Here is a 14,015-nt window from a genome sequence, read left to right on the forward strand (position 1 = left end):
CCCACCCGACCCCTCGGTCACTGAGCCTGTCGAAGTGACCCGTGTGACCCCCCCCGTGATGTAAATCTGAAAGGAATATCGGGGCCTGGTTGCGCCAGATCGGCGTTTCCGGGCACGATCTCGCGTGAATTTCCTTTCAGGTTTACGCCTCCGGCACCGCCCGACCGCGCAACAGTCCCGCCGATAGACTGGAGGGGTGAGCACAGAACCCTCGATCTTCACGCGCATCCTGCGCGGCGACATCCCCTCCGAAATGGTGGGCGAGACCGAGAACGTGTTCGCCATCAAAGACATCGCGCCGCGCGCACCCCTGCACCTGTTGGTGATCCCGAAGACCGAGAAGTACCGCAACGTCGTGGAGCTCGCCGCGGGTGACCCGGAGCTCCTCGCCGAGATGATCGGGGTCGCGAACACCCTCGCGATGGAGAATTCCGACGGAGACTTCCGGTTGGTCTTCAACACCGGGGCCGAGGCAGGCCAGACCGTTTTCCATGTACACGCCCACGTTCTCGCGGGCGGACTTTCCGAGAAGAGCGTCAGTGACTGAACCGACCGAACAGACCGCGTCGGGCGAAGAGATCGTCAACGAGCGGGTCCTGGCCGACGGTGTCGCGATGGTGCAGCTGCTCGGCCCGCAGGATCGACTCCTGCGCGTGGTCGAGAAGGAGCATCCGGATGTGGACGTCCACGTCCGCGGCAACGAGATCACGCTGTCGGGACCACGGGATGCCGTGGCCGCTGCCCGCACTCTCGTCGACGAACTGCTCACCATGACTCGCGAGGGCTACAGCGTTGCTCCCGCCGACGTATCGTCGTCCGCGCGGATGCTCGGCGACGATCCCGCGCGTCGACCCACGGATGTGCTGGGCGAGGCGATCCTCTCGTCGCGCGGTCGGATCATCCGTCCGAAGACCCTCGGGCAGAAGGAGTACGTCGACGCGATCGAAGAGAACACGATCACGTTCGGCATCGGCCCGGCCGGTACCGGCAAGACCTACCTCGCGATGGCAAAGGCCGTACAAGCGCTGCAGCGCAAGGAGGTCAGTCGCATCATCCTGACCCGTCCCGCGGTCGAGGCGGGGGAGCGGCTCGGGTTCTTGCCGGGCACGCTCAACGACAAGATCGACCCGTATCTGCGCCCGCTGTACGACGCGCTGAACGAAATGATGGACCCCGACATCGTCCCCAAGCTCATGGCGACGGGAACGATCGAGGTCGCGCCGCTCGCGTACATGCGCGGCCGCACGCTCAACGACTCGTTCGTCGTGCTCGACGAGGCCCAGAACACCACGCCCGAGCAGATGAAGATGTTCCTGACGCGCCTCGGCTTCAACACGCGCATGGTCGTGACAGGTGACATCACGCAGGTCGACCTGCCGGGCGGATCGTCGGGACTGCGCCTGGTCACCAAGGTGCTCGACGACATCGACGACATCCATTTCGCCCGTCTGTCCAGTGCGGATGTCGTGCGGCACACGCTCGTCGGCAAGATCGTCGACGCGTACACCGAGTACGACGAGCAGCGGACGGCCGAGCGCTACGAGCGCGAGCAGGCGGCGCAGTTCGCCAATCGGGCCGAGCGTCGATCTTCCACCCGCCCACTCGGGCCGCGTGACCGCAAGAGCCAGGGAGGACGCTCATGACCATCGAGATCACCAACGAGTCCGGTGTCACGGGTGTTGACGAGACGAAGCTCCTGCGCCTGATGGAGTACAACCTCGCCGAGCTTCACGTCAGCCCCGAGGCGGACGTCGCGATCATCCTCGTCGACGAGGGCGCGATGGAGGCGCTGCACGTGCAGTGGATGGATGAGCCGGGCCCGACGGATGTCCTGAGCTTTCCGATGGACGAGTTGCGCCCCGGCACGGAAGACATTCCGACGCCCCCCGGCCTGCTGGGCGACATCGTGCTCTGCCCGCAGGTTGCCGAGACGCAGGCGCGCGAAGCCGGTCATACGACCGAGGACGAACTGCTGCTGTTGTCGACGCACGGACTGCTCCACTTGCTCGGCTTCGATCACGCCGAGCCCGAAGAAGAGCGCGAGATGTTCGCGCTTCAGCGGGATCTGCTCATCGGCTTCTCGGTTCGTGAGCGGCGCCGCAGACCCGCATGACCGCCCTCCTCCTTCTTCTCGCTGCACTCTTTCTCGTCGCCTTTGCGGGTCTTATGGCTGCGCTCGACGCAGCCCTGAGCGTCACGTCGCGCGCCGACCTCGCCGAATGGGCGCTCACGGCGCGGGCTCGACGATCGCTACGCGCGATTTCAGCGGACAACGACGCCCACCTCAACGCGGTGGTGTTCATCCGCATCCTGGCCGAGACCGCGGCCGCCGTTTTCGTCACGGTCGCGCTCACGATCCTGTTGGACTCGATCTGGTGGGCGATGCTGGCCGCCGTGATCCTGATGACCGGCGCCTCGTTCGTCCTCGTCGGGGCGAGCCCCCGCACGGTGGGGCGCCAGCACGCCGAGGGTCTGCTGCGCGCGTTCGCTCCGATCGTGCGGTTCGTTCGGATCATCCTCGGCCCGATCGCTGGTGCCCTGGTTGCGCTCGGCAATCGCGTGACACCGGGTCGTCGACGGGTCGTCTCGTTCGCGTCCGAGCAGCAGTTGCTCAGCATGGTCGACGAGGCCGCCGAGGCGGATCTGATCGAGGACGAGGACCGCGAACTCATCCACTCGGTCTTCGACTTCACCGACACGTTCGTTCGCTCCGTCATGGTGCCGCGCACCGACATGGTCACGCTCGACGCGACGGCAAGCACGGATGACGCGATGGGCCTCTTCCTCAGCACGGGTGTGTCGCGCATCCCCGTGACCGAGGGAAGCGACGATGACATCGTCGGCATCCTGTATCTGAAAGACCTGGTCCAGTCAGGTTTCGGGGCGGGCGACGGATGGCGCACCCAAGGCATCCGCAAGATCCTCCGGCCGGCGAGCTTCGTGCCCGAGTCGATGATGGCCGAGACCCTGCTGCAGCAGATGAAGCGCGACGCCGTGCACGTCTGCATCGTCGTCGACGAGTACGGCGGAATCGCGGGCCTCGTGACGCTCGAAGACCTGATCGAAGAGCTCGTGGGCGAGATCGCGGACGAGTACGACGTGCCGCAGAACGAGATCGTCGAGCTGAGCCCGGGGCGCTACCGGGTGAGCGCGCGCAGTTCGCTCGATGATGTCGGGGACCTGTTCGGCATCGAACTCGAGGACGAGGACGTCGACTCGATCGGCGGTCTCCTCGGCAAGGCGCTCGGGCGCGTGCCGCTGCCGGGAGCCGAGGCGACGCACGATGGCATCGTGATGACCGGCGGCGCCTCGCGCGGTCGAGGTCGGGGTATTGCGACGGTATTCGTCGAGCGCTCCGCTGAACTGATTGCCGCCGAAGAAGCATTCGCGGCGGAGACGAACACTGGTCCGATCGAGAAGGTCGGCGCGTCCGAGGGGCGCAAACGAAAGGGAGAATCCCGTGACTGATGCGGTTTCGCACGAAGACACGGGATCGGGTTCGGAATCGCTTCGCAGCGGCTTCGTCACGTTCGTCGGTCGCCCGAACGTTGGCAAGTCGACGCTCACGAATGCCCTGGTCGGCGAGAAGATCGCGATCACGAGCGAGAAGCCGCAGACGACGCGCCGGGCGATCCGGGGCATCCTGAATCGTCCTGCTGGTCAGCTCGTGATCGTCGACACGCCTGGTATTCACAAGCCGCGGACGCTGCTCGGCGAGCGCCTCAATCACCTGGTCGATCAGGTGCTCGGCGACGTCGATGTGATCGCGTTCTGTGTGCCGGCGACCGAGAAGGTCGGGCCGGGCGACCGCCGTATCGCGGAGTCGCTCGACGGGTATCGCCGCGCCCGCAAGGTCGCGCTGGTGACGAAGACGGATGCGGCGTCCCGCGAGCAGATCACCGAACGCTTGCTCGAGGTTGATGCGCTGCGCGAGGACTGGGCCGCTGTCATCCCGCTGTCCGCCGAGGCGGGTGAGGGGCTCGAGGTTCTCGCCGACGAGCTGCTGTCGCTCATGCCCGAGGGGCCGGCGCTGTATGGCGCGGATGTCGTGACGGATGAGTCGACCGAGGATCGGATCGCCGAGATCATCCGCGAGGCGGCACTGCAGGGTGTGCGCGATGAGCTGCCGCACTCGATCGCGGTGACGATCGCGGACATCCTGCCGCGTGAGGATTCAGACCTGATCGACGTCTACGCCGACCTCGTCGTTGAGCGCGACAGCCAAAAGGCCATCATCATCGGTCACCGCGGGTCACGGCTCGCGGATGTCGGGGCTCGCGCCCGCGCGCAGATCGAGCCGCTGATGAAGTCGCGCGTGTACCTGCACCTGCACGTGCGGGTGGCGAAGGAATGGCAGCGCGACCCGAAGCAGTTGGGGCGCCTGGGCTTCTAGAGTCCGCTGCAACGACGGAACGACGGCTCGCTAGGCTCGCGACATGACCGATCACGCGGTACCGAATTTGCCGTCTCGTGACTTCGACAGCACGATCGCGTTCTATAGCGGGTTCGGATTCAGACCGGCTTACCGGGATGATGGATGGCTGATCATGCGCCGCGGGAAGCTTCACCTGGAGTTCTTTCTCTTGCCCGAGCTCATGCCCGAAGAGAGTGCCTTCATGTGCAGCGTGCGCGTTGATGACGTCGATGAGTTGTATGGGCAGATCAAAGGAGCTGGCGTGGTCGAAAGGCCTGCGGGCTTCCCGCGGCTGCTTCCTGTGCGGCAGCAGAGATGGGGGCAGCGAGCGGGATTCCTTGTCGACCCTGACGGGACGCAGCTGCATCTCATCGAAAACCAGCACAGCCCGGCGCCAGCCGCCACCTGATTCAGGAAATACCACCGTGGAACGTCGGCTACGTCCGCCGCCCGACCAGGTCGAGCAGGCGTGTGCGGGAAGTGGTGATCGGTCGCCACCGCGGACTTCGCTCGATCCATGGGGGAGCCATGACCTCGGGCACCCCCTGATTCATCCGAATCTTCCATCCGCCGTGGTCGATGAACCGGTGGTGATTCCAGCACAACAGCACACCGTTGTCGGTATGGGTCGGGCCCCCCTCGGCGTGGTCCACAACGTGATGGATCTCACACCACGCTGCACGGACACCGCAGCCCGGGATGATGCATCCGCCGTCCCGCAGGGCGATCGCCCGACGCTGGTGCCGGTTGAACACGCGCTCTTCGGTGCCGATGCGCTGGATACGGCCGTTCTCGCCGAGCAGTACGCGCTGAATCACTCCGGCACAACCGGCGTGGGCGGCGGCGCGGACCGACACCGGCTCGTCGATGCCGTCGACGTGCGCCCAACCCGTGTCGGATGCCAGGTCTTCGGCACGGACTGAGATGACGAGCGTGGGAGCCGCGCCCCCGATCGTGGGGAGCTGCTCACTGGATGCCGCGACCGACAACGCGGTCGCGAGGGCATCGTGCCGCTTCTGCGCCGAGGTGCGCGGGTCGTCGGCAAAGCCGGAGTCACCTTCGCTATCGGGGTGGAACGAAACGCCGTCAGCCACCCGCGGCGAGCTGATGGCATCGCAAATGCGCTGGAACTGCGCGGCGACTTCGGGCAGCAGACTCCCGCGCAGCGGCACGACACCGTCGCGCGCGACGCCGAGGGTGACCCCGCGCATCCGCACCGCCTGCTGCTCCTTCGGTTCGGCGCCGTCCTGGTCGAGCGCCGCAGCCCACACCTGAGCCTGCACACGCAGTAGATCCGCGCACGCGGACGGGGCGCCATCCGGACCCGTGCCGCTCGCCTCGGCAGCGAGCACGGCGTCGGCCACCCGCAGGGATTCCAGCGGGACCCGCTGACTCATCGCCTCGAGCGGCCCGGACACCGCGACGAGTCCGTCCAGACCGACTTCGCCCTCCAACAACACAGAGCGCATGGCCGGCAGAAGCGCCGGAAGAGGCCCGCCGCTCAGCGACTCACCCAGCGCGACACCCTTGGCCCCGCGCTGCAGACGGGCAGCGGATGCGGGACCCATCCGCGTCGCCCGTTGCACCAGCTCGCTCACGTCGTGGCATCCGCGCCGCGCTGTCAGCCTGAGGTCACGATCGGGGCCCGCAGAGCGGCGAACGACCTCGCCCACCGACTCCACGAGCACCGCGTCGGTGAGTCGCTGCAGCTCAGCCGCCAAGCTCAGAACGCGCACCACCTGGTCATCGTTCGCGGCCCGGATCTGCCCGTCGCTCAACTCCGCGACCACAACGGCGCGCGTCTGCTCGATGACCCCTTCGAGGTGATCGAGCAGTGCTTCCATACCCTCTATTCTGGCGAGGGCCACCGACATTGAGGCCTGGTTTTGCGCGGATCAAACGGGCAAATTTGCCGGTTCGCAAAAGTTCTTTTCGAAGACTCTGCCGGAGCCGTGGATGCGCATTCGGAGCACCCCGCGGCCCCGCACCCTCGGCTCAGTCGAAGTCGCGAAACGCCGAGCGGATGACGACGGCGCCCTCGCCGTAGTTGGCATCGGCCGCGGCCTGCAGGGTTCCGTCGTCCCAGACGACGTCGACCCACAGCCATCCGTTCTCGGGGTATGACGCGAGCATGTCGTCACCGATCACGTCAGAAAGAGCGTCCTGCATTTCCGTCAACTCGGCTTCGTTCGCCGTGCCCGGCTTGCCACCCGTCGGATCGACCGGCGCGATCGGGTCGTACAGCGCCAACATCACCGGTTCCGCGGTCACCGCGAACGACGACCCGTCGTAGGTGCCCCGCACGCCGTAGGCACCCCAGGTCACATCACCCGAGGTCTCCCACCCCTCGATGCCATCCCACGACCACCCCTCGACCGGGATGCCGCTGCACTGCGGCGGGTACGACTCGGCGACGGGCCCGAGGCACAGTTCGACCGTGCCCCCGACGTCCATCACGGTGCCCTGTGTCATCACCTCGCCCGTGGGTGGCGACGGTGTTCCCCATACGACCGTATCGCCAGACGATGGGGACGCGGTCGCGCAGCCAGCGAGCAGAAGAACGGATGCGGCGGCCAGGGCGCTAGCGGATATGAAACGGCTCATACCAGAGAGTGTCACGGCGGACGGGATCGTCTCACGAGACATCCTGCTACCATCGGACCCATGCGTTTGCGCGGGCTTCTCCTCCTTAGCCGCCGCGACGAGGCTTCGATCTAGGGCCTTTCTCGTCGCGGAGCTTGTCGTTGGCCCCCACAAGTCACAAACAGAAGCGACGACACCATGGAGAACACCCAGAAGACCTCGGGGATGCCGGTACACAAGTACCGCCCCTACCACGAGCAGATTTCGGTGCAGCTGCCCGATCGTACGTGGCCCGACAAGCAGATCACCCAGGCACCTCGTTGGTGCGCCGTCGACCTGCGCGACGGCAACCAGGCGCTCATCGACCCGATGAGCCCCGAACGCAAGCGGATCATGTTCGAACTGCTCGTCGGCATGGGCTACAAAGAGATCGAGGTCGGCTTCCCGTCGGCCAGCCAGACCGACTTCGACTTCGTCCGCCTGCTGATCGAAGACGGGCTCATTCCCGACGACGTCACGATCCAGGTGCTCACGCAGGCACGCGAAGAGCTGATCAAGCGCACGTTCGAGTCCATCAAGGGCGCCAAGCAGGCGATCGTGCACCTCTACAACTCGACCAGCATCCTGCAGCGCGATGTCGTGTTCCGCACCGACAAGCAGGGCATCATCGACATCGCCCAGCAGGGCGCGCGCTGGTGCAAGCAGTACGAAGAGACGGTGCCCGAGACCGCGGTCTACTACGAGTATTCGCCCGAGAGCTACACGGGCACCGAGCTCGAGTTCGCGGCCGACGTCTGCAACAAGGTCATGGAGATCTTCGTGCCGACGCCCGAGCGCAAGGTCATCCTGAACCTGCCCGCCACAGTCGAGATGGCGACGCCCAACGTCTACGCCGACTCGATCGAGTGGATGGGTCGCAACCTCAACCACCGCGAGAACGTCATCATCTCGCTCCACCCGCACAACGACCGCGGCACCGCGATTGCGGCCGCCGAGCTCGGCTACCTGGCCGGTGCGGACCGCATCGAAGGATGCCTCTTCGGCAACGGTGAGCGCACCGGCAACGTCGACCTGGTCGCGCTCGGCATCAACCTGTTCACACAGGGCGTTGACCCGCAGATCGACTTCAGCGACATCGATCAGGTCAAGCGCACCGCCGAATACTGCAACCAGCTGCCCGTGCCCGAGCGCAGCCCGTGGGCGGGCGACCTGGTGTTCACGGCGTTCAGCGGATCGCACCAGGACGCCATCAAGAAGGGCTTCGAGGCGATGGATGCCCGGGCCCAGGCCGAGGGCGTCTCGGTCGACGAGCTCGAGTGGGCCGTGCCCTACCTGCCGATCGACCCGAAAGACCTCGGCCGCTCGTACGAGGCCGTCATCCGCGTCAACTCGCAGTCCGGCAAGGGCGGCGTGGCCTACCTGCTGAAGAGCGACCACGCGATCGATCTGCCCCGCAAGCTCCAGATCGAGTTCTCGGGTGTCGTACAGGCGAAGACGGATGCCGAGGGCGGCGAAGTGTCGAGCGACCAGATCTGGTCGATATTCCGCGACGAATACCTACCGGCCGACGAGGCGGACGCCCGCTGGGGTCGGTTCGAGCTTCTGTCGACGCGCACACAGAGCGACATGAGCGGGGATGTCTCGCTCGATGTGATGCTCCGTGACAGCGATGAGCGGTTCGAGGCATCCGGTCATGGCAACGGCCCGATTGCGGCGTTCCTCGATATCGTGCGCGCCCGAGGTTTCGAGGTCACGGTGTATGACTATGTCGAGCATGCCCTCAGCGCCGGTGGCGATGCTCAGGCCGCGGCCTACGTCGAGCTGCAGGTCGAGGGCGAGCGCCTCTGGGGCGTCGGTATTGACGGCGACATCTCGACGGCGAGCCTCAAGGCGATCGTCTCGGGCGTGAACCGCGCGATCCGCACGCGCGACCGCGCGCTCGCCGGCGTCGTCTGACGGGTCGTTTCGTCTCGCTGCGCTCGCTCAACGACCGGTAGCTCTCGGTCGTTGAGCGAGCCGCAGGTGAGACGAAACGACCCGGCTCATCCCTCGGTCGTTGAGCGAGCCGCAGGTGAGACGAAACGACGCGACCCGCTCAGGGCTTGATGATCGGGAGCACGCCCGTCTCGGCCGCGACGCGGCGGCGATACAGCATGCGCTGTTCCGGCAGCGACAGATCGAACACCACGGCCAGCACGCGGATCACGGCCGTCACTACGATGCCGGCGATCGCGGCCGGAACGATCGCGAGTCCGAGCGAGGCAGAGACGGCGAGCACGAGGCATCCGGCTCCCGCGGCGACCGCATACAGCGAACCGACGTGCATCACGGCCACGGGCAGCCCCATGATCACGTCACGCAGGATCGAGCCTCCGACCGCCGCGACCACGCCGACGAAAACCGCGGGCACGAGCGGCAGTCCTACGGCGAGCGCCTTACTGGTGCCGAACGCGCCGAACAGTCCGATCACGATCGCGTCGAGCCCGACGATCACACCGTTCACCCGCCGGAAGAGCCCGGCGAGCAGCATCCCGACCAGCGAAGCCGCGACGGCCGTGAGCAGGTACCAGTTGCTCTGGAGCGTCGACGGTGGGAGGCCGAGCAGCAGGTCACGGATGAGTCCACCGCCCATGCCGATCACGATGCCGATGATCGCTACCCCGAGCAGATCCAAACGCCGCTGCCCCTGGAAGCCGGAAGCGAACAGGGCACCCTGGACGCCTCCCAAAGCCACGGCTGTGAGGTCGGCCCAGAGCGGGATCATGAAATGGGGTTCCACTCGTCTATTCTCGCCGCCGCGGCAGCTCTCGACCGGCACCCGTGGGCGAGCCGCGCGACCCGGTGTCGCCGCACCGCCGGATAATGGACCGGTGCCCACTTACCGCGACGAGGTCGTGATCCTCCGCACCCACAAGCTGGGCGAAGCGGACCGGATCATCACGATGCTGAGCCGTCGGCACGGCAAGGTCCGCGCGGTCGCGAAGGGTGTACGGCGCACGGCCTCACGCTTCGGGGCACGGCTCGAGCCGTTCATGGTCGCGGATGTCCAGCTGTATGCCGGACGCAACCTCGACATCGTCCAGCAGGCCGAGAGCCTGGGCTCGTACGGCGCCGACATCGTCGTGCACTACGAGCGCTTCACGGCCGCGAACGCGATGGTCGAGACCGCCGATCGCCTCAACGAGTCCGAGGCGACTCCCCAGCAGTACCTGCTGCTCGTGGGTGGCCTGCGCGCACTGGCTCGCGGTGAGCACGAGTCGCGCAGCGTCCTGGACTCCTACCTGCTGCGGGTCATGGCCCTCTCGGGTTGGGCACCGAGCCTCGGTGAGTGCGCCCGCTGTGGTGCGGCCGGTCCCAACGACTACTTCGTCGCGCAGCTCGGCGGCATCGTCTGCAACGACTGCGCCCCTCCAGGCAGCGCGCGCATCGGACCCGAAGCCGTCCGCCAGCTCGGTGCGCTGATGGCGGGGGAATGGGATGTCGTGGCCGCCGCGCCCCCACGTGCCCTGGCCGCAGCATCCGGTGTCGTTGCGGCGTACACGCAGTGGCACCTCGAGCGAGGCATCCGCTCGCTCTCGCATCTCGAAGGACCTCGATGAGCCCCAAGCCCTACACGCATAAGGATGCCGTGCCGTATCGCCCCCTCGACTGGACGGGCGTGTACCCGCCGGCGTTCCCGTCTGGCTCGGTCCCCGAGCACGTGGCGATCGTGATGGACGGCAACGGTCGCTGGGCGAACCGCCGCGGGCTGTCGCGGGTGGAGGGACACAAGGCGGGTGAGGCGTCACTGCTCGACGTCGTCGCGGGGGCGATCCAGGCGGGCGTGAAGCATCTGTCGGTCTACGCTTTCTCGACCGAGAATTGGACGCGCTCGCCCGATGAGGTCCGCTTCCTGATGGGCTTCAACCGCGACGTCCTGCATCGCCGCCGTGACCAGCTGAACGAGTGGGGCGTGCGCGTGCGTTGGGCGGGTCGCAAGCCGCGGCTGTGGGGTTCGGTCATCAAGGAGCTGCAGCATGCCGAGCAGCTCACAGCGGGCAACGACGTGCTGACGCTGACGATGTGCGTCAACTACGGCGGTCGCGTCGAACTCGTGGATGCCATGAGGCAGATCGCCGAGGATGTCGCGCGCGGACGCATCCGTCCCTCCGCCGTCACCGAGAAGCTGATCCGGCGCCACCTGTATGTGCCGGACATGCCCGATGTCGACCTATTCATCCGCTCGAGCGGAGAGCAGCGAACGTCGAACTTCCTGTTGTGGGAGTCGGCGTACGCCGAGTTCGTGTTTCTCGACACGCTCTGGCCCGACTTTTCGCGCTCGGATCTCTGGCAGGGCATCGAGCTGTACCTCGACCGGGACCGCCGCTTCGGTGGCGCGATCGACACGCCCGGCGCTCCGTAGTGCCCCCACCCTCTCTCACCCCGTGCCGAGTCCGTTCCCCTGGCAGTAGATGTTGCCTCGGGCGCCGCCCGGCAACATTTAGTGCCAGGGGAGCGGGATGTGGTGGCGAAGCATGCGGGGGCGGGAATATGCGGGCATGTTGCGGGTGTTGAGCACGGTATGACGGATGCCATCAAGATCGACGTGTGGAGCGATATCGCTTGCCCCTGGTGCTACATCGGCAAGCGGAATCTCGAGAACGGACTGGTGGAAGCATCCGCAGATCCCGACGGCCCCCGCGTCGAGGTGACCTATCACTCGTACGAGCTGTCTCCGGATACTCCGGTGGATTTCGAGGGTGACGAGGTCTCATACCTGGCAAACCACAAGGGCGTGCCGCTCGAGCAGGCACGCGAGATGATCGGTCGGGTCACGGATGTCGCCGCCGGATCGGGGCTGGCCTACCGCTATGACCTGCTCAAGCACACGAACACGGTCAAGGCCCACGAACTCCTGCACTTCGCCAAGTACAAGGGACGCCAGCTCGACATGGCCGAGCGCCTGATGGCTGCGTACTTCACCGAGGGTAAGCACGTGGGTCGCATCGATGACCTCGTGGCCCTCGCCGCCGAGGTCGGGTTCGACGCGGACGAGACGCGTGAGGCCCTCGAATCCGAGCGCTACCTCGCGGATGTTCGCGCCGATCAGGCCCAGGCGCAGACCTACGGAATCAACGGGGTGCCGTTTTTCGTGATCGATGGCAAATACGGCGTCAGCGGCGCCCAACCGGCCGAGGCATTCGCGCAGATCGCCCGCCAGGTGTGGGCCGAGCGGAACACCCCGGAAGGTGACCTGCAGATCGAGAACGAGCCCGCCGCGGTCTGACCGCCGCAGGGCTTGCCGTGAATCCGCGTCAGGCGGGCAGATTTGCCTCGATGACCGAGACGATGGCCGGGTCGTCGGGCTTCACGGTCGGACGGAAGCGGTGTACGGTGCCGCCGGGCGTGAGCACGAACTTCTCGAAGTTCCAGATGATCGGGCCGTGCGCGCCCTCGGAGTCCTTGGCCTTCTTCAGCGCCTTGTAGATCGGCGCGGCACCGCCGCCATTCACCTTGACCTTGTCGAAGATCGGGAACGTGATGCCCCAGTTGACGGCGCAGTAGTCGAGGATCTCGTCTATCGAGCCGGGCTCCTGTCCCATGAACTGGTTGCAGGGGAATCCGAGGACGGTGAAGCCGCGCTCACTATAGGTGCGCTGCAGCTCTTCGAGCTGTTCGTACTGTGGCGCGAGACCGCACTTCGACGCGACGTTGACGACGAGGATGACCTTATCGCCGTAGTCGGCGAGCGATGCGGTGCCCCCGTCCGCGGTGTGGAAAGGGATCTTTCGGATGTCCACAGCGGTGTCGTTCGTCATGCTGTCCACGATACGACCACGTATCGAGACGAAGGCCACGTTATGTCTGGGAGAATGATGAGATGTCCGGCCTCCTTACTTCCGCGCCGACGTTGCGCATCGGGCCGCTCGCTCTCGATGTCCCCGTCGTGCTTGCGCCGATGGCGGGGATCACGAACACGGCGTTCCGGCGCCTGTGTCGCGAGTACGGCGCCGGCCTGTACGTCAGCGAGATGATCACGTCTCGGGCACTGGTCGAGCGCAACGCGACGACCATGCGTCTGATCCAGCACCACGAGTCCGAGACACCCCGTTCGATCCAGCTCTACGGCGTCGATCCCGCCACCGTCGCCGAGGCGGTCCGCATCATCGTCGCCGAAGATCACGCCGATCACGTCGACCTGAACTTCGGATGCCCGGTGCCCAAGGTCACGAAGAAGGGCGGGGGAGCGGCCCTGCCGTGGAAGCTCGGCCTGTTCCGCGACATCGTCGAGGGCGCCGTCCAGGCTGCCGGTGACGTGCCCCTGACGATCAAGATGCGCAAGGGCATCGACGACGACCACCTCACCTACCTCGAAGCCGGTCGCATCGCCGAGGGCGCGGGTGTCGCATCCATCGCCCTCCACGCACGCACGGCTGCGGAGTTCTATTCGGGGCAGGCGGACTGGTCGGCGATCGCGAAGCTCAAAGAGACCGTGACGACCGTTCCCGTGCTCGGCAATGGCGACATCTGGTCTGCCGAAGACGCCGTGCGCATGATGGCCGAGACCGGATGCGACGGCGTTGTCGTGGGACGCGGATGCCTCGGGCGCCCGTGGCTCTTCGGTGACCTCGCGGCGGCGTTCGGCGCCGACTCTCCCGCCGTTGATGCGAACCTCGGGTTCGTAGCTCGCGCCTTCCGCCGTCATGCCGAACTCCTCGTCGAGTTCTTCGAAGACGAGGGACGTGGATGCCGAGACATCCGCAAGCACGTCGCGTGGTACTTCAAGGGGTATCCCGTCGGTGGTGAGACGCGCGCGAGCCTCGCGACCGCGTCGAGCCTGGACGAGATCGACGAGCTGCTCGCCGAGCTTCCCCTGGACGCCCCGTACCCCGGGGCAGCGGCCGAAGGCCAGCGCGGCCGGGCCGGAACCCCCAAGCGCCCGGCGCTGCCCGACCGTTGGCTCGAAAGCCGAGACGTCAACGTGGCCGAGGGCCAGGAGATCGCCGCGGCGGAGTTGCACCACAGTGGTGGATAAAGG

The 14,015-nt window shown here is 66.4% G+C and carries 15 protein-coding genes; 11 read left to right on the plus strand and 4 right to left on the minus strand.

The features are described from left to right. The first annotated feature begins 253 nt into the window (after positions 1-253). From ACT9TC_RS15910 to ACT9TC_RS15935, 6 genes are read left to right on the plus strand one after another with little or no spacing between them, the layout of a single operon-like run. A complete protein-coding gene (locus ACT9TC_RS15910) occupies positions 254-547 on the plus strand; it encodes an HIT domain-containing protein (RefSeq protein ID WP_458042961.1) in 294 nt (97 codons plus the stop codon). Further along, positions 540-1,643: a PhoH family protein gene (locus ACT9TC_RS15915; protein ID WP_458041409.1), complete on the plus strand. Its 1,104-nt coding sequence runs from the start codon at positions 540-542 to the stop codon at positions 1,641-1,643. Before ACT9TC_RS15910 ends, ACT9TC_RS15915 begins: the two co-directional genes overlap by 8 nt. Beyond that, the gene (ybeY, locus tag ACT9TC_RS15920) at positions 1,640-2,113 is read left to right on the plus strand and encodes an rRNA maturation RNase YbeY (protein ID WP_458041410.1); all 474 of its coding nucleotides are present in this window, start codon (positions 1,640-1,642) and stop codon (positions 2,111-2,113) included. Before ACT9TC_RS15915 ends, ybeY begins: the two co-directional genes overlap by 4 nt. Continuing rightward, on the plus strand, positions 2,110-3,468 hold the full coding sequence (locus ACT9TC_RS15925) for a hemolysin family protein (protein WP_458041411.1): 1,359 nt from the start codon (positions 2,110-2,112) through the stop codon (positions 3,466-3,468). Before ybeY ends, ACT9TC_RS15925 begins: the two co-directional genes overlap by 4 nt. Continuing rightward, positions 3,461-4,393 carry a GTPase Era gene (gene era, locus ACT9TC_RS15930; RefSeq protein WP_458041412.1) on the plus strand — a complete coding sequence of 311 codons (933 nt, stop codon included), beginning with the start codon at positions 3,461-3,463 and terminating at the stop codon, positions 4,391-4,393. The genes ACT9TC_RS15925 and era overlap by 8 nt, the downstream gene beginning before the upstream one ends. A 43-nt stretch (positions 4,394-4,436) precedes the next feature. After that, positions 4,437-4,823 carry a bleomycin resistance protein gene (locus ACT9TC_RS15935; RefSeq protein WP_458041413.1) on the plus strand — a complete coding sequence of 129 codons (387 nt, stop codon included), beginning with the start codon at positions 4,437-4,439 and terminating at the stop codon, positions 4,821-4,823. A gap of 28 nt (positions 4,824-4,851) precedes the next feature. Here the strand turns inward: ACT9TC_RS15935 and ACT9TC_RS15940 are convergent, their stop codons facing one another. Both ACT9TC_RS15940 and ACT9TC_RS15945 read right to left on the minus strand, forming a co-directional pair. Then, positions 4,852-6,258: a DUF222 domain-containing protein gene (locus ACT9TC_RS15940; RefSeq protein ID WP_458041414.1), complete on the minus strand. Its 1,407-nt coding sequence runs from the start codon at positions 6,256-6,258 to the stop codon at positions 4,852-4,854. Positions 6,259-6,409: 151 nt separating this feature from the next. Continuing rightward, positions 6,410-7,018, minus strand: a complete 609-nt coding sequence (locus tag ACT9TC_RS15945; protein ID WP_458041415.1) for a hypothetical protein — start codon at positions 7,016-7,018, stop codon at positions 6,410-6,412. A gap of 177 nt (positions 7,019-7,195) precedes the next feature. Between ACT9TC_RS15945 and leuA the strand changes: the two genes are divergently transcribed. Beyond that, entirely contained in the window at positions 7,196-8,953 is a 1,758-nt protein-coding gene (gene leuA, locus ACT9TC_RS15950; protein WP_458041416.1) for a 2-isopropylmalate synthase, read from the plus strand. 139 nt (positions 8,954-9,092) lie between these two features. Here the strand turns inward: leuA and ACT9TC_RS15955 are convergent, their stop codons facing one another. Next, entirely contained in the window at positions 9,093-9,761 is a 669-nt protein-coding gene (locus ACT9TC_RS15955; protein ID WP_458042962.1) for a trimeric intracellular cation channel family protein, read from the minus strand. A 106-nt stretch (positions 9,762-9,867) separates the two neighbouring features. Here ACT9TC_RS15955 and recO point away from each other — a divergent pair, with 106 nt between their 5' ends. The 3 genes from recO (at position 9,868) to ACT9TC_RS15970 (ending at position 12,263) form a co-directional block, all read left to right on the plus strand. Further along, on the plus strand, positions 9,868-10,596 hold the full coding sequence (gene recO / locus ACT9TC_RS15960; protein ID WP_458041417.1) for a DNA repair protein RecO: 729 nt from the start codon (positions 9,868-9,870) through the stop codon (positions 10,594-10,596). Then, positions 10,593-11,399, plus strand: coding sequence for an isoprenyl transferase (locus ACT9TC_RS15965; protein ID WP_458041418.1), 807 nt, complete (start codon positions 10,593-10,595; stop codon positions 11,397-11,399). The genes recO and ACT9TC_RS15965 overlap by 4 nt, the downstream gene beginning before the upstream one ends. Before the next feature lie 159 nt (positions 11,400-11,558). After that, entirely contained in the window at positions 11,559-12,263 is a 705-nt protein-coding gene (locus ACT9TC_RS15970) for a DsbA family oxidoreductase (protein ID WP_458041419.1), read from the plus strand. A 28-nt stretch (positions 12,264-12,291) separates the two neighbouring features. Here ACT9TC_RS15970 and ACT9TC_RS15975 read toward each other — a convergent pair whose 3' ends face one another. After that, positions 12,292-12,795, minus strand: a complete 504-nt coding sequence (locus ACT9TC_RS15975) for a glutathione peroxidase (RefSeq protein ID WP_458041420.1) — start codon at positions 12,793-12,795, stop codon at positions 12,292-12,294. Between the two features lie 62 nt (positions 12,796-12,857). Between ACT9TC_RS15975 and dusB the strand changes: the two genes are divergently transcribed. Beyond that, positions 12,858-14,012 (plus strand): tRNA dihydrouridine synthase DusB, encoded by a 1,155-nt coding sequence (dusB, locus tag ACT9TC_RS15980; RefSeq protein WP_458041421.1) that lies wholly within the window; start codon positions 12,858-12,860, stop codon positions 14,010-14,012. Positions 14,013-14,015 lie beyond the last annotated feature (3 nt).

This window comes from Microbacterium sp. HM-570 (assembly GCF_054165885.1).

Excerpts from the sequence above, each read along its gene's own strand:
- ACT9TC_RS15910 (WP_458042961.1), top strand. The coding sequence starts at position 254 with ATGGTGGGCGAGACCGAGAACGTGTTCGCCATCAAAGACATCGCGCCG.
- ybeY (WP_458041410.1), top strand. The coding sequence starts at position 1,640 with ATGACCATCGAGATCACCAACGAGTCCGGTGTCACGGGTGTTGACGAG.
- ACT9TC_RS15925 (WP_458041411.1), top strand. The coding sequence starts at position 2,110 with ATGACCGCCCTCCTCCTTCTTCTCGCTGCACTCTTTCTCGTCGCCTTT.
- ACT9TC_RS15935 (WP_458041413.1), top strand. The coding sequence starts at position 4,437 with ATGACCGATCACGCGGTACCGAATTTGCCGTCTCGTGACTTCGACAGC.
- ACT9TC_RS15940 (WP_458041414.1), bottom strand. The coding sequence starts at position 6,258 with ATGGAAGCACTGCTCGATCACCTCGAAGGGGTCATCGAGCAGACGCGC.
- ACT9TC_RS15945 (WP_458041415.1), bottom strand. The coding sequence starts at position 7,018 with ATGAGCCGTTTCATATCCGCTAGCGCCCTGGCCGCCGCATCCGTTCTT.
- leuA (WP_458041416.1), top strand. The coding sequence starts at position 7,196 with ATGGAGAACACCCAGAAGACCTCGGGGATGCCGGTACACAAGTACCGC.
- ACT9TC_RS15955 (WP_458042962.1), bottom strand. The coding sequence starts at position 9,761 with ATGATCCCGCTCTGGGCCGACCTCACAGCCGTGGCTTTGGGAGGCGTC.
- ACT9TC_RS15965 (WP_458041418.1), top strand. The coding sequence starts at position 10,593 with ATGAGCCCCAAGCCCTACACGCATAAGGATGCCGTGCCGTATCGCCCC.
- ACT9TC_RS15970 (WP_458041419.1), top strand. The coding sequence starts at position 11,559 with ATGACGGATGCCATCAAGATCGACGTGTGGAGCGATATCGCTTGCCCC.
- ACT9TC_RS15975 (WP_458041420.1), bottom strand. The coding sequence starts at position 12,795 with ATGACGAACGACACCGCTGTGGACATCCGAAAGATCCCTTTCCACACC.
- dusB (WP_458041421.1), top strand. The coding sequence starts at position 12,858 with ATGTCCGGCCTCCTTACTTCCGCGCCGACGTTGCGCATCGGGCCGCTC.